At 41.4% G+C, this 18,972-nt stretch carries 21 protein-coding genes; 2 read left to right on the top strand and 19 right to left on the bottom strand.

Annotation, left to right across the window (positions count from 1 at the left end; genetic code table 11):
• Positions 1–105: 105 nt before the first annotated feature.
• Together WDA22_16370 and WDA22_16365 are read right to left on the bottom strand one after the other, a co-directional pair.
• Positions 106–318, bottom strand: coding sequence for a DUF2892 domain-containing protein (locus tag WDA22_16370; protein ID MFA5835054.1), 213 nt, complete (start codon positions 316–318; stop codon positions 106–108).
• 48 nt (positions 319–366) lie between these two features.
• Entirely contained in the window at positions 367–603 is a 237-nt protein-coding gene (locus tag WDA22_16365; GenBank protein MFA5835053.1) for a hypothetical protein, read from the bottom strand.
• Positions 604–884: 281 nt separating this feature from the next.
• Here WDA22_16365 and WDA22_16360 point away from each other — a divergent pair, with 281 nt between their 5' ends.
• Positions 885–1,238, top strand: a complete 354-nt coding sequence (locus WDA22_16360; GenBank protein MFA5835052.1) for a hypothetical protein — start codon at positions 885–887, stop codon at positions 1,236–1,238.
• A gap of 22 nt (positions 1,239–1,260) precedes the next feature.
• On the opposite strand, the gene WDA22_16355 is transcribed toward WDA22_16360, so the two are convergent.
• Both WDA22_16355 and WDA22_16350 read right to left on the bottom strand, forming a co-directional pair.
• Positions 1,261–1,785, bottom strand: coding sequence for a hypothetical protein (locus WDA22_16355; GenBank protein MFA5835051.1), 525 nt, complete (start codon positions 1,783–1,785; stop codon positions 1,261–1,263).
• A 217-nt stretch (positions 1,786–2,002) separates the two neighbouring features.
• On the bottom strand, positions 2,003–2,506 hold the full coding sequence (locus WDA22_16350; GenBank protein ID MFA5835050.1) for a YbaK/EbsC family protein: 504 nt from the start codon (positions 2,504–2,506) through the stop codon (positions 2,003–2,005).
• 113 nt (positions 2,507–2,619) lie between these two features.
• Here WDA22_16350 and WDA22_16345 point away from each other — a divergent pair, with 113 nt between their 5' ends.
• Positions 2,620–2,976 carry a hypothetical protein gene (locus tag WDA22_16345; protein ID MFA5835049.1) on the top strand — a complete coding sequence of 119 codons (357 nt, stop codon included), beginning with the start codon at positions 2,620–2,622 and terminating at the stop codon, positions 2,974–2,976.
• 66 nt (positions 2,977–3,042) lie between these two features.
• Here the strand turns inward: WDA22_16345 and WDA22_16340 are convergent, their stop codons facing one another.
• From WDA22_16340 to WDA22_16270, 15 genes are all read right to left on the bottom strand, one after another.
• Entirely contained in the window at positions 3,043–3,558 is a 516-nt protein-coding gene (locus WDA22_16340; GenBank protein ID MFA5835048.1) for a hypothetical protein, read from the bottom strand.
• Positions 3,559–3,579: 21 nt separating this feature from the next.
• Positions 3,580–4,074 carry a hypothetical protein gene (locus tag WDA22_16335; GenBank protein MFA5835047.1) on the bottom strand — a complete coding sequence of 165 codons (495 nt, stop codon included), beginning with the start codon at positions 4,072–4,074 and terminating at the stop codon, positions 3,580–3,582.
• A 127-nt stretch (positions 4,075–4,201) separates the two neighbouring features.
• Complete coding sequence (locus WDA22_16330; protein ID MFA5835046.1) at positions 4,202–4,597, bottom strand: hypothetical protein; 396 nt, start codon at positions 4,595–4,597, stop codon at positions 4,202–4,204.
• Between the two features lie 173 nt (positions 4,598–4,770).
• A complete protein-coding gene (locus WDA22_16325) occupies positions 4,771–5,991 on the bottom strand; it encodes an NHL repeat-containing protein (GenBank protein ID MFA5835045.1) in 1,221 nt (406 codons plus the stop codon).
• Positions 5,992–6,139: 148 nt separating this feature from the next.
• A complete protein-coding gene (locus WDA22_16320; GenBank protein MFA5835044.1) occupies positions 6,140–6,700 on the bottom strand; it encodes a hypothetical protein in 561 nt (186 codons plus the stop codon).
• A 243-nt stretch (positions 6,701–6,943) separates the two neighbouring features.
• A complete protein-coding gene (locus WDA22_16315; protein MFA5835043.1) occupies positions 6,944–7,372 on the bottom strand; it encodes a hypothetical protein in 429 nt (142 codons plus the stop codon).
• A gap of 126 nt (positions 7,373–7,498) precedes the next feature.
• Positions 7,499–8,083, bottom strand: a complete 585-nt coding sequence (locus WDA22_16310; protein ID MFA5835042.1) for a hypothetical protein — start codon at positions 8,081–8,083, stop codon at positions 7,499–7,501.
• 58 nt (positions 8,084–8,141) lie between these two features.
• Entirely contained in the window at positions 8,142–8,717 is a 576-nt protein-coding gene (locus WDA22_16305; protein ID MFA5835041.1) for a thioredoxin family protein, read from the bottom strand.
• A gap of 470 nt (positions 8,718–9,187) precedes the next feature.
• Positions 9,188–10,351, bottom strand: coding sequence for a hypothetical protein (locus WDA22_16300; protein MFA5835040.1), 1,164 nt, complete (start codon positions 10,349–10,351; stop codon positions 9,188–9,190).
• A 204-nt stretch (positions 10,352–10,555) separates the two neighbouring features.
• A complete protein-coding gene (locus WDA22_16295) occupies positions 10,556–11,023 on the bottom strand; it encodes a hypothetical protein (GenBank protein ID MFA5835039.1) in 468 nt (155 codons plus the stop codon).
• Between the two features lie 41 nt (positions 11,024–11,064).
• Entirely contained in the window at positions 11,065–11,592 is a 528-nt protein-coding gene (locus tag WDA22_16290; GenBank protein ID MFA5835038.1) for an alpha/beta hydrolase, read from the bottom strand.
• 1,047 nt (positions 11,593–12,639) lie between these two features.
• Positions 12,640–13,188, bottom strand: a complete 549-nt coding sequence (locus WDA22_16285) for a transposase (GenBank protein MFA5835037.1) — start codon at positions 13,186–13,188, stop codon at positions 12,640–12,642.
• A gap of 358 nt (positions 13,189–13,546) precedes the next feature.
• Complete coding sequence (locus tag WDA22_16280; GenBank protein MFA5835036.1) at positions 13,547–14,665, bottom strand: Sb-PDE family phosphodiesterase; 1,119 nt, start codon at positions 14,663–14,665, stop codon at positions 13,547–13,549.
• Positions 14,666–15,072: 407 nt separating this feature from the next.
• Entirely contained in the window at positions 15,073–16,521 is a 1,449-nt protein-coding gene (locus tag WDA22_16275; protein ID MFA5835035.1) for a M64 family metallopeptidase, read from the bottom strand.
• Between the two features lie 14 nt (positions 16,522–16,535).
• Entirely contained in the window at positions 16,536–18,956 is a 2,421-nt protein-coding gene (locus WDA22_16270; protein ID MFA5835034.1) for a M1 family aminopeptidase, read from the bottom strand.
• Positions 18,957–18,972 lie beyond the last annotated feature (16 nt).

Raw genomic sequence — 18,972 nt, 5'->3', positions numbered from 1 at the left:
TTTAACGAATATTGCCAAAAAGGCAAGAGGAAAAAAAGTGTAAAAGTTGTGTAATAATTTAGTTGTCACACAATTGGAAAACCGTATCAATACATTACCGTTATACTATTTGTGAAGAACTTTTTTCTCTGTTGATATGCCTAAGATTTCCCACACTGGGCTGTACTTCGTCAATGCGGTCATAATGAAATAAATCACAAGAATACCGGCAACAGTACTGGCGAATCCTCCCTGTGGATGTGTGAAATAATAGAGTGCGGCCATAATGAGTCCCACAATACGGATAATTTGATCAGTCGATCCAATGTTCGTTTCCATGGCAATCTCCTTTTATAAACATCTCTGTGTTGCCGTAGCGAAAAAAAATTATTGCGCGTTTGCCCGTTTCAACCGGTTTTCATCCGCTTGTTTATGTGCAAATGTTAACGCCTGTTGTTCGCTGGCAAACCATACTGTTGAAGTCTTTGTCTTATATCCCAAGAGTTTTTTTGAACTTCGTATGATCCAGACGGATGGGTCATCCTTGTAATGGAGAAGTTCAATACACTGTCCCCCTTCGTTTGAGAGAACAGTTTTAATATTGGCAGATGGCGTTGTTTGCATAGTGCGATTCTCCTTGTGTTGTGCGGTAATGACGGAACATTGCTTTTCGATCGGACCGAACAATTTCAAAGAAGCAACGCTGAGTGAGAAAAAGACCCAGGGGTGATAGATGGTCTCTTAGGTATGGTATCAATTTCACCCTTCGTTGTGGCAATAGCAAGGTACTTATTGAACTTCTTTTTTAGAGGGGAAATTACACCGTAATATGCCTATTAGTGATGGAATCACTATGTTCCACAAAACAAGCAATTCGGTCGATGGACTGACATGAGATTACCGCAGTGCGAACATTTCCAACGTTGTCGTTCTTTCGCCAGAAATTTGTTGATCCCGTGCTCTTCAATAGCGCGAAGATTGTCGATCATGCTCATGCGGTATTTCGTTCTATATCGCTTATCGAGCTGGCGAAGTCTTTTACAGGGGAAATGACCGCAGAAGGAAAAACAGAATTTTTTTCCGGCAGCTTTCAACTCCGCACAGTTTTTTATGATGCAGTGAATGCAAGATTGAGATTTGTGAGTGTTGGGACCATTACATCCGACGCAATGATGAACATCGCGTTGATGAGCCATACAGAGAGCACAATTCATTCCGCAGGGTGCAACAAGGATACGAGAAACAACAGGATGCAATAATTGCTTGGGCATAGAACACCATTTAGTAGACTGTTCTTTTATCCGGTGGAATAATCTCCGCTACAAGGCGGGAAGTTTTTTCTTCAATAATTTTTGTGTTTACGGGATATCTATTGGTGTGATTATAGATAAATATTTGTTCCAGGAGACTTTTTTTAAAGAACGCCGACCGGTCATTCCACAATGTCCCGGAAACAGTGATGATCGTTTCCATATCACTGCGACGATATTGTGTGATCAGTCCAAGCAGTTTCAATTGTGGAAGAATAGTATCTGAAAATTGTTTAGCAATCCGAATTTCGTCCACTGTCGGACGGAATGCGGACGTATCGTATTCGTATCCTCCGCGATGGATGGTAGCAAGCACTTCTCGATCCCATTCCCGAATGAGGAAGGTGATAAAACCAATTACCGCTAAGGCAATTGTGCCGACAATAATATTTTTTCCTCTATTGCTCATGATGTTGGCGAAGGTGGACGGAAGAAAATATGCAGAATTTTTTGTATGGATGCCTGCAGAAAATGTTGAGAAGAGACATTTGCCCAATTGATCTCTTTGGCGTATATCAGTCAGAGTGAAAATCTAGACGAGTTCTAAAATTCTGCGGCACCGTTATTCTCGGTCCCGATGTGTCGCTTTGTTGTTTCGTTTCCAGCGGCACTGTTTATCGGGACGAAGAATGGCAACGGTTTCAATGTTGAGCAAATAGTAATTGAATATTGCATCGGCCGTATCAAATCAACTTACAGACTCTTATCATCAGTTACGGTATATCCCACATTTCCCGAGCAAAGGAATATCGTTTCGGGAAGGAAAGTTTTCCCACCTTCGGCTGTACCAGTTGCGCAAATTCCCTGTAGGACATCTTCACCAGTTCTTTATGTGTCCCTGCATTGAAGGCAATCATTTCATCTTCCTCGAGACTGGACGAAACGACAACATCCATTTCAAAAAGATTGCCGAACGGAGGCATTGCTCCCACTTCGCATTCCGGGAATTTGTCTTTAAATTGTTGTTCGCTTGCGAGTTCAATATGTTGTGCGCCGGTAAATGTCTGCAGCGCGTTAAAATCCACCATATGCGATGCGGGCACCACAATCATCATCATCTTATCGTCTATTTTAACGATCACCGATTTTGCCACCTCTTTTCCCGGAATGCGGGCGAGCGCGGCAATTTCCAGTGCCGTGTATGCCTGCGAATGTGTGATGACAACATATTTTACCTTATGGCTGTCCAGAAAAACTTTCAATCGTTGAAGTATCATAATGGTCTCCTTTCTCATTCGTGATTAATTATAGACAGGGGACACACCTCCGTAAAAACACAAAAACCTCTTTCATTCCATTGTTTGGAATTCGAGAGGTCCAAGAAAAAACCGTGAAAGCTTCTTCATACGCTTTCTCCGATCAGAGTGTGGAAGAACAAACTACAGTTCAAAAGTACTTTGCTTTGACGGAAATAGCAAGAGGGGAAATGCGTATGATTTTAAGGAATTTTAACGGTTCATGGATGATGCAAATACTCAGCGATAGAGTGCGGGAATGTATCGATATTGTGGTTCACTTCATTGTTTTTGAAACGGACAGTGATTGCAGATGCGTTCAGAGTTTTTGTTTTTCGAGCGTGGTGTCGTTTAGCCGAAATTACCGTTTGATTTTTTGCGATGGACGGTTGAAAAATTTATTACTCTTGCTTTTCAATGTAGTAGAAACCACCCTTGCTCCCTCCTTATAGAAGGAGGGGTAGTGATGCGGCAATATACAGAGGCACGAATATTTAGCAAAAGTATTTCCATTTTGATCAATGCTTTTTTGGAAGATATGAAATCTCTGCATTTGTGCGCAATATTTTTTTCTGGAGAACATTACCCATCTTCAACGAGGAGGAGTCGGGGAGTGATGCGTTTTTATATTTTACCACATCTCCTTTAATCTCCACGGTGCGGGTTGAGAAGATGTTGATACTCGTTTTAAACGCCGCCGTGGAAACGGTCGAAACAAACATTCCGATGAGAACATCGACAACGTTGTTCACTTCTTCAATGGAAAGGTTGATGACTGCATCGCCCCCGTTCACCTTCAAGGATTTGTTCATTTCGGCAATCATATCCGGATCATGGAGAGTAATCAAATCGTATGCGGTGAAGCTGGCGCGCGTGGTGTAATTGAATTGTCCCACCACGGTGTACCCATCCGGAAGACTTCCGCGGTTCATCGATGCGACTCCGTCGAATAACAGGGCATCATACGTAATGGTTTGGCATCCGGCAAACAGAAGCATGAGTATCGGTAATACAAATTTTGATATCCGTTCCATAAAATTATCCTTAGGAAAAAATTAGAAATTCAATTCGGTATTTTCATCCACAAAACCATGGGCACGGTATTCCGTTTCAAAAGCGTTCTGTATACAGACAAGGTTGATGCTTTCCACGGATCGGAGAGAGCTCTCTTTGTTGAACGAGACGACCGTTCCCGAAATGATAACGGTGCGAGGATGATAGATCAATCCCAAGAGCGCAATAACGGTGAAGAATCCGTCGCCGAATGTTGTCTGAGTTTTGATTGTCAGATTAATTATCGCATCTCCATTTTGACGGGAAATTTCTTCTTTGATCAATTCGGAAAGATCCGGTTTCGATAGCGTCACTAGACCAAAGATTGCCCAGCTTCCCTTTGTGTTGACGGTGAATTCTTTTAAGCGAGTGTATGCTTTCGGTGAACTTGATGACAAATACACTGAACGATCTAACGAGATTGTATCCAATTGCATTCGAAAACATCCGGAAACAATGAATGTTGCGAGTAGAACAAGTGCAGTATAACGTTTCATAACATCCCCAATAGATGAGAAGAAAAAAGGCAGATATGTTTATACGAGGAAATGTAGATAAATATCCTGAGGTGAGCAATCTCAAATTCAGGTAGTTTTATTTATAAAATGTGGAAGGTGTTACGGTCTATTTAAATCCGTACTTTTTAATGTGCTTATATGCAATATAGAGAGCGCCGGCCGTACCCGCGGTAGCAATGGAAATCTTCCAGGGACGATCCTTCTCCGCATCGTGTAATTGCAGCATTAACGGCGCAGTGAGATCAATCTTCTCGTTTCGATCCCAGGAGAATGATTGCGGTGTGCCGGCAAACGAATAATACAATGATGGAAGAGGGGCTTCCCCTGCATGGACGAGTGCATAAGAGAGAGGAAGAACAAATACCGGTTTCGTTAACAATGTTGAAGGATCGGCCATTCGGAGCAGACCGAGCGTGGTATCCTGCGGTGTTCTGTCAATGGTTTCCTGAGAAGCAGCAGGGATGAAAACGAAGAGGAATAATATTGGAAAAAATATTTTCATTCTTCCTGTGAGAAAATAAATAATTCTTCTCTCTTTTCAAATGTGTTTTATAGTGATGTCATGACTACAAGTCATGACATCACTACGCGAAAAAATACTGACGTTCTTCACCCTGAGACCCTTCGCTTCGCTCAGGGTAACATCGAGATTCAAAATGACAAGGTATTTTTTTTCTACGGCATTAAACTGCTCTTTGCTTGAAACCGCAGCACGCGAGAATTGGAATAACAGGTTACAAACAATTTTCCGGTGGAACTTTGCACCGCAATGCCGTACGGCTGACCGACATTATCCGCAGCGGCGCCGGTGACGCTGGAACTGATGAAATCTTTTTTCCCGATCACCACATCGGCGGAGTCACCGTTCTTTTTAGATGGTGCACTATAATAGATGAGCACTCGGTTGAACGCACCATCCGCAACGTAAAGATTCTTCTTGGCATCGACCGCTAGTCCATACGGAAAATACACATTGCCACGGTTTGCCGGACCAGGCGTTGAGCCGTTTGTAAAGTCCGGTTTGCCGAGCACAATATCAGCTGAGGCGCCGTTCGCTTTTGAGGATGCATTTAAAAAGATAAGAATGCGGCTGTTCCCACGCTCACCTACATACAAATTGCCGGCGTTATCAACAGCGAGAGAAGTAGGATTGGACATTTTGTTTGCGGAAGTGCCGTTGGAACTGGTGGTATAATCAGACTGTCCGAGCACACCGTCCGCAGCGGCGCCGTTTGCTTTGGAGGCTGCGTTGTTAAAGCGAAGCACGCGATGGTTCGATCCGTCCGCAACGTACAGATTTCCGGACGCATCGCACGCGATACCTTGTGCGGAAAAAAATCCACTTTGCGTGGTGTTAAATCTTCTGGTGACAAAATCAGGCTGGCCAAGCACGCCGTCCGCAGCGGCACCGTTGGTTTTGGAAGCGGCATTGTTAAAACGAAGTACGCGCGTATTTCCCTGATCGAGCACAAAGAGATTTCCTAACTGATCCACAGCAATCGAGACTGGAGTTTCAAATCCGGTGGCAGAAGGGGTGCTTCCGCCGGCAGAGTCATTCCAAATTCGATTCGTAAAATTATGTTGGCCCAGAACACCGTCTGCATTGGTTCCGGATGCTTTGGTGGCCGCATCGTTAAACCGGAGGACGCGATGTGCGCGCTGATCTACGACAAAGAGAGCACCGCTGCCGCTCAGTGCCAATCCCCATGGACCGGGAATGGTATTTTGCCCGACGGAGTCCGTTCCGCTGGCGGTAAAGGTGGAACGTCCGAAGACCGCTTCCGCACTTTGTCCGTTCACCCACGGCGGAACCACCACCTCAGGTTGAGTTGTTGTTTCTTCTTTGCATCCGGCAATCAGCATGCCGATGGCTATTAGTACAAATACATTCTTCATACGCTCCTTATTTTCTCCCCCGTGTCAATGTATTTCTATTTCACACCTGTTGCAATATGCTTCCGGATGTTCTTGACAGCCGGCACACGTGTTTGTACGATTGGCCGATACAATTTTTATTTCTGCGCCTCTGCGGTGAATGGTTCTTTTATATCGGCCACAGCCACCCGAATATTCCTGCGGTGAGCAGTGCGTAAATAATTCCATCGCATGTCATTTTAAAGACGGAGAGCCATGGTTTATTGAACCAGATGGACATTTGCCATAATGCGGCGGCGTAACCAAGAAAAGCCGTCACTCCGGTAAATCGAAACACCTGTAGATATTCCGCACCGACCGGCAGAGCGCGTCCTGCAACATATGCAGCAAATATTCCCATAGCCGTTGTGTAGAGAAACCAAGAGACAAATGTGACTCCCATCGGTGTTGATCCATATTTCCAGACGGTGAGGATCATAACCGGACTATCCTTCAATTTCGCCTGGAACTCTGGAGATTCCCGTTCTTTTCTGTCCGTTGCGCGGGGGAGAAGATATTCGCCCGGCGGAAGATTAAACGGACGAAGAGCATTCATGATGCCCTCCTGATCTTGTAGGCGGGGAAAATCATTCTTATGCCACAGCGGCGCCATGTTAATAACCGCACTAACAAAAAAGACGAGTACCGATGAGAGAAGAATAGGAAGCCAGAGCAGATCGAGTGTTGTCATAACTGCACTCCTTGCAAGATGGATGAATTACCGTTTGCAGCGTGATGAGCAAACGGATGACATTTCCGCAAAGATAAACGCATTCGTGCACAGATGCAACGGTGAAGGAAACGAATGACAGGAGAAATGATGCAACAAAAACGGAGTTTTTAAAAAAACAAACACTCCCAACGAGAGAACGATAGATTGTGAGCGAGACAAAAAAATTTATTATCCGGAAGTTACAACAGTTGACACGACAGTTTACTTGCTAAATTTGTAATCGATATCATTAAAATGATTCCAATTTCCGGTATAGAGATCAATAAAGAATGTTCCGGTAATCACATCCAGAATAAACCAACCGGCACTTAATCGGGGATAGAGATGAAACCTCTTTTCTTCATCTTGATTCTTCAATGTCAGTATGTGATCGGTGTTGGAACGTAAAAGAATATAGTGGTCAACAATCACTAATGAATCAAAGACCCCTCCGCTAGGCTTAACATATCTTTTTGATTTCGTTGTATTCAATATTGGTAACTCAATATTTTCTTGAGTGTATATTTTTGTATTGGACGGAAGATGAGTTACCGACACCTTGTCTTCATACCCTTTGAATATTGTTGCACAGCCGTAGAATGAACTTACCACAACAATACACAAAACTATACTACCGATCGAATCTTTCATTGCATTTATCCTTTGTGTGTTTATTACTCTGCCGAACGGACTTGAATGAACCCGCCAACCAACGTGGCGGATAAACCTGCGTCGCAACGACAGCTTGAGCGACCGATTAGGCGCTATGTTGTAAATCTATTTGGTGACACTTTGTAACGTGGTTTGAATAAAAATGTTTTTCCCGGAATTATTATCGTTAAATATCGAATGACCTTTATCGCTTGATTCTTTTACGAGACCAATACCTTTCGCAAGCCATAATGAAATAGTTCCATTTCCCGTATTGATGTCAATCCTGACAGTTTCCATTTTTGATCCTAAGACTACAAGCGTGTCTCGCACTCCTTCAGATGCAGAATATTGATGCTTGAATAATGGATAGGGCGTTTCCGGCGGATTGTCGCCGAGAGAATACACAATTCCTCCACTATCCTTCATGGCAAATATCCAGCCCCACTGTGTTGTTCCCGACAACCGGCCGAGCAATGCATAAAAGACTCCACGGGTAAAACTTGTCGTATCAATGCGCGTGTCGAATGTGCTTATGGATTTGCCGCTGTCGCTCAAGGCGTTGGAAGAATACGTCCAAACATACGATCGGGAAAAGGGGAAATAATCGTTCGTATAATCTGATGGATTTCCATTTCCTTGAGTTGTCGAATCATCGTTACAGCTGATGAATAAGAGGAGAACAGAAAGGAAAGAGAGATATTTGAGCATGATAACTCCTTATTGTTTAGACAGTTGCATGTATTATAATGATAACGATTGTTTGCATTTACTCTGCATGTTCTTTTAGTTCCCATGCTTCCTGTTTGTCCCAATTTACTTTGATATGATGTATTGTTACGGCTGGGTGTTCTTTCATGTATGTATCAATTGCCAGTAATTGATCTTTGCACGGACCGCACCAAATAGCCCAGTATTCTACAAATGTGTACTGAACATTTTTCGTAACGTCAGACATTGTTACGGGACTTCCATCATATCGACGAATATTTTTTAACTCGTCTTCCAGCGTGTTTGCTTCAAACACTGTTTCCGCTTGCGTTAATGCTTCTTCCAATTTTTCAATGAAGCTCGATGTGTATCCCACTTTATAGAATATTTGTTTTCCAGATGCATCGTAGACTTTAAATTTTGGAAGCGAAAATCCGCTTTTTAATGCTTTCCGATACGTTGATGAATCAACGATGAATGAAGAGGTTGTATCAATCTGCTCGTTTCGCAAAAACGTCTGAACGCTCCGTTCATTTTCCGTTTTCGGTTCGGTCTGCTGAAATGTAATGGTAAAACAACTACAGAGCATGGTTGCGGCTATCAGTATGAAAAGCGTTACACGATACTTGCTCATGTTCTATTTCTCCAAATAAATATCTATAAGATAAACAATTGATACAAAGACTGCACTTCAAGTGCCCAACAGAACGGAACGAACACGCCAAACAATGTGGCGGATAAACCTGCGTTGCAGTGCGATTTTTGCATCATGCTTTTTTTGGCGGGACGCGCCATCTGATAGCGTTTTTAAATTACCGATATCTATTTCTATCATAAGTTGTCATTTAAGAATTCAACACTTATAACTCAAGCGCATAGCGATTGCAACTTCAGCTTGAGTGACTAGAAGTGGTCTCAAAAATGAATTTTATTGTCATTCCGAACGAAGTGAGGAATCTCGTTTTTATAATTGAAGACAAAAACGAGATTTCTCGATGCTTCGCATCTCGAAATGACAATGATTAGGTATTTTTGAGACCACTTCTAGTTAGAACACACTCGAAAGTTTGCCTAGTGTAATAACCGTGATAATTATTAACTCATTTACATAGTATCGTCATTAAATTTTGCAATGAGTTTATCAAACATATCATCAATCCATTTTATAGATTCTTTTGTCTGATAACTTCCTAAATTATTTCTATCAAAATGCGCTTTTAGCACTATTTCATAGGAGTATGTGCTTAACGCACTAACATCTTGAGTATTTGTCAATGATATATCTAGTTTCTTTATGAACAAGCTAGTTCGAAAAGTTCCAGTGTTAGACTTAGGGATAATTATAACTTCAACCGTAAAATATTTTGGTTTTTGCAGTACAATTTTATATTCATCAGATTTTTCACTTTGCATCAATTTATTGCTTTTAAAATATACATTTGTTTTTTTTGGTAACCGAAATGACATACCTTCATAATATATCGATTCGCTTGGATTTCTTGAAAAACGATTTGTTGCAATTGATTGTAATAAATTAATTAAAGGTATCTTTTCGCTTTGAGATAAATTGTAAGGATTATTGGTTACTGGAAATGGATTGCCGGGAGTTAATGGCTGAATTAGTGTATTTATTTCTACCATTTCCTTGAAAATAGCGTACTGAAGCATTTCGCAATAAAAGGAGGAAGTACTGTCATAATATTCGGGCTCGGAAAAAAGAATTGTGTCTTTCCCATTAAATTGAAGTCTAGGTGTTGACAGGGAATGATAAATATTAAACTTTCTCCAATTATTATTCGTTTTAGAATAATTAAAAAAAGGTGGGAGCCTTCTGTCGGTAAGAATTACATATGTTGTAAAGCGTTTTTCAATGTCACGACTTACAAATTCTTGTTGATTTTGTATTTCAATAAGTATTGGGTTAACCGATCTGAGAATGTCGTTTGTTTTTAATCTTAATGAGTCAACTATAATATCAGATTTGGTTTTATAATCTTTCAGAATTGAATCAAGACCATTATCAAAATTCTTTAGAATTATTGTTGTTCGCGTATTAATTTCGCTTGTTAGATTATATTGATCATCTGATTTTTTATCAGAGTCATAAATCGTTATAAATGAAATAATTAGTCCAATACATAAAAATAACTTTACAATATTCGCCAGAATATATTTCTTCTTAAAGATTGTTAGTTCTTCATAAGGATCTTTTCGAAGAATTAACAATAGTGTAGAGATAAAAGCAATAAATACACCTATATATTCCATAAAGCTTTTATCCTTTGTAAATTCACCTTTGGATATTCGTGTGTTCTAACTCTAATTATAATAACTACATCCACATCTTATTCAATTTCAATAAAAACACATCGGGATATTTTCTCATAACCTTGCGAAGGGTATGAGAAATAAATAGTAAAACCTTCGCAAGGTTTCAAACTATTTTGTATCGCAAAGCACGCTCCGCTGTTTTTAATTTTGTGCAATTCGCGTCTGCTCTCCCGCATTCTTCAAAAGATAAATTGTGTATTCCTGTTCGCTGTTTTCCCATTCACCCAAACCGAAATAGGTGAGAAGGCCTGCAAGAAAAAGAAATCCTGCAACTGATGCAGCAAGAATCACCACGGAAACGGTCACCGATGAAAACGCCGGGAGAATAAAGAGCGTAAAAAGGATAATTCCCCGGAAGAGAACATACCGCGTAATAACAAAATACCATTTCCCTTTTTCCTGAAGTTCAGGCCAATTGCGAATATCCTCCATATGGAACGCCAGTTCAATTTTTTTCCCAAAAAGCAGAAGAATAATAAGCGAAAGTGCGGTAATCAGTTTGGTAAGGAGAGAGGATATTTCTTCATTCAGCGATGTGCCAAGGAGAAAACCGCATACAACTCCAAAAAGCAGATAGAAAAGGGGGAGGGGTTTTATTTTTGTATCCATAATTATATGAGCCCAATCTTACGGACTGAAATTCAACATCTCTATCCGAACGTTTTTAATATTTCCAAACCTTTTGACCATGTACCATAACCGGACACGACATTGATGTGTCCCGCATTGCCAATACTGATAAATTCGCTTCCCCAGCAATCGGCAAAATATTTTGCCCTCTCCGGCGTTACCCAAATATCATTCTCACTTGCCACTACAATGGTTTTAAAATCGATTTTTTGTTTTGGTATCGGAGAAAATCCTTTTGCGGGGAACGTATAGAGCGGAGCTTCCAAATCGCTCGGAGCAACAAGTAACGCTCCTTTGATTCTCTTATTGTATGTTGTTGCCCAGTGCACTATGGTTGCACATCCCAAACTATGCCCGATCAGCACAACGTTCGACAAGTTATAATGCGACAGTGTGTTGTCGATTGTTTGAATCCAATCGTTACATTCGGGAGAATCCCATTCTTGCTGATGTATGCGGCGGATGTTTTTTACAGATTTTTCGAAATATGTTTGCCAATGATCAGAACCGGAATCACCTAATCCCGGAATAATAAAATAACGGGTCATTACACCAAAAACTCCTTCAACGGAGGTAATCAATAATACTTTAATTAATCCGTTTAAAGTGTAGTGTTAGTGAACGGCAAGTGCAATACCCAAAAGAGGGTATTTCCTAAAAACGAGGTAATGTAACGGAGAATTTGATCTTATTTTTGTGTTGCTGATAGATGTTTGATAGTTACACCGTTGAACATCTAAAGATGAATGTTTAGTGATGCTATTACTCATAGTCATGCATCACTGAATTTCACTCAACCTTGCAAAGGTTTCAAGATGTATCGTGGTGCTCTGCTCCGAGTTTGACCGACAATGTGATTACTGATTATCGCAGATTTTTGTAACTACTCAGCGGTTATGATTTTTTGCCACTAAAACACGGAAACACAAAATTTCAGCAACCTTTTTGGGATAATGGTTCAAATTCTTTTTGTGCACTTTCGTGTTTTCGTGTCTGCCCGACTTGTTGTTTGGTGGGATTTGGTGGTATGTTTTTAAATTGTTAGAAGCCATCTCAAAAATGAAACTAATGCCATTCTGAGCAAGCCTTGGATGTTTTTTATTAAGCGCAGCGAAGAATCTGAAACTATTTTCAGATTCTTCATCCCGATAAACGACATCGGGATTCAGAACGACCGTGATTTTGTGTTTTTGAGATGGCTTCTAAGTAATTCTGCTGAGTAGTTACAGATTTTTTCATTTATCCTTCATTGTTTCAAATGTATATCGCATCTACATTCAAACATCAGACATTGTGTCATTGCAATGCTTCATTGTTTATCCGCCGAACTCCATTGTGAAAGGTGCAATGTGCATTATGCTCCTGTCGAAACTCATTCAGCGATTGTAAACGGTTATTGTGGAGCTGTCACACTTCATTCTGCGTCATGAAATATTCTTTGTGAGAGTGTACAACAACAAAGTGTGAATGACGAAGCTCATTTTTTCATTGTTGCAATTCATTATTTCGCCGTTGAAAGTCATTGTTCGATTGTCAACAGACAGAATGGCATTGTCACAGTTCATTTAAATAGTGATGCCATGACTCTGAGTCAATTAAATCCAGTACTTATACTTCACAATCATTACAAGCTCTTCGGAATATTTTTTGAAGCTCTCCGGAGTAGGGAAGGATTGACGGAAGTACGATTGATCCACAAGTGGATCATTCCGTAATCCCGCATAATCACGATAACTGGAGTATGGCCACTCTTCAATATGTTTCACCAATCCTGCTCGAAAAGGATTCTGGTGGATATAGGACATAAGTGTGGGGAGATAATTCTCATCATCAATTTCTTTTGCTTTGGAATGTGTCTGAAATAAACTTCCGTGGCGTTCAATCGATCGATTGAGAGATTTTGTGTAACTGCTTAACAATGCGGCGATGTGTGTTTTTAAGGTGGCAACGTCGTTGCTTGTCACTTTCACAAGAAAATGAAAATGCGTGGGCATTAAACAATATGCAATGGTTGAGAGATGTTGCTGAGTGTATTGTTTATAATGTTCCAGGAAGAACTGATAATTTTCGTTTTCCTTAAAAACGACTTCCTGATTTTCTGAGCGGTTGTAAAAATGATAATACTTTCCAATTTCAAGAATCATATTATCTCCGGTTTAACCAAAGTGATGTGATGCCACAACTATAAGTAAAAATTCTTTAACAAAACTAAATCACTTTCAAGAGAGATTCAAGAAACAATTTGGTCTGAATTAAAAAGAGTTCCACATCTTCCGCCATAGGGGGAGGAAACAGGGCGGAGGTTCAGATGTGGAGGGACTCTTTTATAATTTATTGCAGTCTATAAGTACATATACTCCAACCATAGGAGAAATTGGAGAGTAAAAAGAGATTTATTTTTTCGAAATGTGAAGAGATGAGGATTTTGTGAGAAACAGGAAGGTTTTGCACAGAAAAAAGCCTGCTCAACGAATTAAGCAGGCTTGGGAAGATACTTGTACGTTACTTTACCGTAATGGGTATAGTAATCACCGGGTGTATTTTTGGTGCTGTTACAGCACTTAAGACTTTAAATTTTAGATCGAGAGTTGTAAGATTCTCCATCACCTTTACTTCAATCTTAGTGACACCGTTTGCCTTGAGCGTGATGATATGACTGTTGTCATGAAAAAGGTAGTTGCTTGTATTTTCCAAAATATATTCGGTGCTGCTGGAATTTTTTATCTTCACCGTCAGAACGGAAGTCTTACCGTAATAGGATGTACTTTCTACAATGAGTGATTGCTGGATGAGAGGGACAAGAAATTGTTCTCTGCCGATCAGCGTATTGTTGAACCAGACCACAGTCCGATGATCGAACAATGCTTCTTTTAAACTCGCTTCGGTTTTTTCTTTTGCAAATGCGAGTGTGATCGGTCTATGACCGCCATCTGGCACGTCATATTGCCAGTCGATTAATCCGTGAATATCCGATGCTCCCATCATGGTCAAATTATAATCGAGCGCAATCTGCAATGCTTCATCCGAATAGGTGACGTCGTTTACCACTTCAATGCCGTCCAACAGTTTTTCCTTCAACAAAAATTTGTGCATGTCGGTCAACCGGGCGACGCCGTCTTTCACCTGTCCTAGCCAGTTTGGATGATTCCAAAATGTGAATGCCCCCTGACGTTTTGCTTCGCGAAAGACTTCGATGGAATCAGGAGTGAGCATTTTATTTGCATCGCTCAAAAAAAGTGCGTTGCTGTGCCCCGGCGGCATTTTTCTGGTAATCTCCGAACCGTTGATGACAATAACTTTTGAATTTTTTGCAGCTTTTAAGGCAAGAGTATATGCTCGGTTTCTGTCTGCATGTGGAATATCTTCTTTGTGCGGTTGGTATTCCAGATGTTCAGTCAATGAGATAGCATCGAGATTATCTTTTTCTGCCTCTTCCACACGGATGGAGGGCCATACGTCGCCGTCCGAAAAAACCGTGTGCTGATGAAGATCGACCTTCATTGTTTTATATCCGGGAATGTCGGGAAATTCAATCTTGCGTCCCTGCTTGTGCGGGTCGTGCGCAAAGGAAAATACCGAAAGACAAAGAATAAGAAAAAATGCGCGTGATATTGTTTTCATAATCGAATCCTTATAAACATTTAGTGTCATTATTATTTTCAACTGTCTTCCGTGCAAATCCGTTTTTTTCGGTGATATCCGTGTTCTATTATGTAAAGTCAACTATGAGAAATATTACCTCAGACACTTCGCTTCGCTCAGTGTGGCGGTAAACCAAGCCTCAGACACTTCGCTTCGCTCAGTGTAACGGGAAAACCAAACCTCAGACATTTCACTTCACTCAGTGTGGCGATGATTCACAAGCACCGGTCATTCTGAGGGAGTCCCGTTTATGGGGACGACCGAAGAATCTGATCGTATTTTAAATCGTACCTCAGACACTTCGCTTCGCTCAGTGTGACGGTAAATCAAGCCCCAGACACTTCGCTTCGCGCAATGTGCCAATGAATATTTTTTTCTGTGTTCTATTATTTAACGTACGAATCAATCACCTTATCAATTGCAGCGGAACAGACCGGATCGAAACCAATCAAGCTGAGTGAAAACATTCGGCAATCAAGCGATGGACGGTAGATCCCTTTGGAAACATATCCAGCCCCTTCAAATCCGCCGACAATATTTTTGAAGGCAGCATCTTTTAAGATCAGCTGTTCTGCATTATAGAGCGGTTCTCTTTTCTGATAATAATCAGCTGCAAGACGATCAAGTTTTCCACGGAGCGCTTCAATGGAATCATACTCCACTTTTCTCCACGATGTCGGAACAGCGGTGGATGCATTGACGAACGATCTCCATTTGATCGCTTCCTTGTTTGTGGATGCAGTCAAATTCGGTTCCCACGGTTCAACACCTGCCTGATAAAAATCATTATAGGAAACAGACGAGGTGTAATATTCATCGCCAAGTCCGGCAAACGAATGTCCTAATTCGTGCACGAACACATAATCCATCTGCCATTCCATTCCTTTCACATCGGATTGTGAATAACAGGTAGTATAGAGATTATAGATTCCGCCGCCGCCGTAACGATTGTCATTCACAAGAATGGCGATTGCATCATACGGAACTTGTCCGGCAATATCACGAAGCGTTCTGTTTTCTTCCGTTAACACGTACCGCGCGCTGCCGAATGTATCGTACGTGGAGCCGAGGGCATTCTCTTTCCATTCATTCTTTGCCGGTTTGTCGATGCCGCTCTCTTTGGATTCTACTTCGATGATCCAGATGTTAAAATCTTTTTTTCGTTCTTTGAATGGTGAAGTCCCAAGCAGCACATCGGAATAATGTTTCGCATCGTCGCGAAATTTCTGCATGTCTACTTTTGCATAGCCGTCGCCGAGAATGAGCAGATCAACTTTCTTATCCGATGGTCCGTTATCAACTATCTTTGCATTCTTAAATTGGGCTGTTCGTTTTTGAATATTCACTACGGATGAATTATTCGGATCGATCACCGTGGAGAAGAGTTCGTGAAAGATCATTTGCTTATCGCGGCGTGAGATGGTCAGTTGAATTTTATTTTTTGGAAAGGGAATTCGTTGCGTCTCATGGAATGTTTTCATTATTCCGGAAAGTGCTTCGTCCGTAGAATGCCATTCGTTAAACATCGAAGAGAATCCGTGGGAATAGATCATTGCACCGCTTTGCGCATCATACACGCGGAGCATGTATTCGCCGTAATTTAGATTGTCCAACAGTTGTGTTTTGCTTCCGGACCAGATTCCTTCGTCATAAATTTTGTCCAAGGCAAAAATCTCTGTTCCCTTTGTGCCGGTATGGTGATAATCCACCCGCATCGTCTTATCCAGAAAGTATTGTTGAAACGATTGGGAAAATAATGGATTTGGTGAAAACAATATTATGCTGATTACGAGAAACAAAAACGTTAGTTTTGGTGGTATTTGTAAAATTTTCATTCGTGCTCCTGCAATTATTTTTTCATTCGGTCATTAATCTTTTCAATTGCTTTTTTTGCCGCTCCGCTTGCGCTGTCATCTTTTTTGTCGGCAAGAATCTGCAGCGGTGCAAGGGAAGACTCATTGCCATTCTCACCGAGAAAATCCACAGCGCTAAATCTGATGCTTGTTGATTTGTCATTCAGCAGCGAAATACACATTGCCATTACTTCTCCACTCGTTTTGCCGTATTTCTTCAGGATATTCATGGCACTGTTTCTTCCTAACACTTCAGCGCCGTATTTCACTTTTTGTAATGCTGTTGCAACACCTTCAACCGAGTCAAGTCTCGCAAGAGCATTCAACGCGGCATTGGAAACCTGATTACCGTACGACCAATTATTTAATCTCGATTTAATCAATGGAACGGCAAGAGTGGAATCCACTTTTGATAGTGCCGTCACCGCATTTGCTTCGGTGGAATAACTGGAATCGTTCAGAGCAGCGCGAAGTGCAGCGGCAACATCGCTGGATTTGATACTTCCGAGTTGGTATGCGGCAGCTGCGCGAACCTTCGATTTATTGTCGTTGAGCGCGGCGATTAATGCCTGTTTCTTTTCATCCGTTACAATTTTTATTGTTCCCAGTCCAATAACAGCAGATTGACGCACGCTCCAGAACGGATCGTTCTTCGAAATTTTTGAAAGAAGGGGAATATATGTTCCTGCCGTATCAAGTTTTCCTATTTCAACCGCAGCAGTTTTTCGCGCAGCCACGTCGCTTCCAAACTCCGCCTGATAAGCCCATTCCGTTAAAGCTCGATTGGAGTATGTCACTTCTTTTAAAATCCAATTGTCTTTGTCAAAAAGGACCAACGATGGTTTATCGGAAACCGCCATCGTATAGGTCGATTCTTTTTGAGTGATGCTGATGCGATGTATTGCGCTTTTATTTCCACTCACAATTTCTACATCAACGGGAGTGATAAAAACGCCCGTTAAACTATCCATTGTCTGCGTCTGTTTTACGGTGAGCGCAATCGTTTTGGCAGAATCGTTATAGGTATAGGATACATCAAATTTTGGATATCCCGCTTTGTACACCCATTGATCGAAAAACCAATAAAGATTTTGCCCAGTTGCCTCTTCAATTGCCACTTTAAAATCGTTCGTTTCTACGGGACGGAACTGGTTTTTGGTAATGTAATGGTTAATCGCTTTCCAGAAGAGTTCGTCTCCAAGAATAAATCGGAGCATATGCAAGACCGATGCGCCGCGGGGATAAATATTTGCGCCAAAGGATCCGACGCTGACAATGGGCTTTCGTCCGGCATTCTTGTCGCTGTTGATGCCGGTCTGTTGAGCAGAATACATAATGTTGATGAATTCATCTTTACCGAACGCATATTCAAAGTAAAGCGGATCGAAATAAGTGGCGAAACTTTCGTTTAGCCAAATGTGCCGCCAATCCTTACACGTGACAACATCTCCCCACCATTGGTGCGCCATTTCGTGTGCTACAAGACTTGTCGCGGATTCATCAACACGCGCACGGGCATTATACACGGTGATTCTGTCCATCAATGTTGTGGCAGAAGTGTTTTCCATTCCTCCCGCAACAAAATCGGCAACGATTACCTGAGCATATTTGTCCCACGGATATTTGAATCTGATCTTTTCGTTAAAGAATTTCATCATCAGCGCGGTGTGAGCGTAATTTATTTTTGCATCATCTACATGGTGTTTATACACGTAATATTCCAGCGGAATACCGTCCGATTTTTCTTTCAACACAGCGTACTCTCCGGCAGCAAACATAATCAAATACGAAACGTGCGGTTTTGACTGCACCCAATGGAATGTTTTTGTTCCTCCCTTTTTATTTTCTTTTTCGCTTACCAATTTTCCGTTGGAAAGAAATGTGTAATTGCTCCTTACCGTTGCAATCACTTCGCTTGTCGATTTGTCGTTCGGAAAATCCCAGCAAGGAAACCAATGATGGTTGTCCATATCTTCACCCTGCGTCCACACCTGCCACGGTTTGTTTGGATAAGCCGAGTCCGGTTGGATAAAGTATGTGCCTCGTTTAGGAATAGCAGTATACTCGATTGACACGATAAGAGTATCTTTATAGGAATACGACTTCTCCAACGATATTTTTATGCTTTTCGCAAGTGAATCGTATTTCAACGATTTCTTTCCCATCATCACGTTCTTCACGGTGATATCTTCGGCATCGAATTCCACCGATGAAAAGTTGGAGGCGTACGGAACGAATGTCGTTGTCGTTTTACCGATCACCATCTTTTTCGATTCATCGAACGCGATTTCGATTTTGTAGTGAACTACATCGTACGTTTTACTTCGCGCTTCTCCGTTTGTTTCGGTTAGTTTGGTGAAGACTTGAGCGGTGGTAACTTGAGCGAGAAGAACAAAAAACAGAAGAAGAGTTTTCATAGAGCGATAAGATTAG

Source organism: Bacteroidota bacterium (assembly GCA_041658205.1).
GTDB lineage: Bacteria > Bacteroidota > Ignavibacteria > UBA10030 > UBA8401 > UBA8401.
The sequence above is the reverse complement of the archived record's forward strand: the minus strand, read 5'-3'. Positions and strand labels throughout refer to the sequence as shown.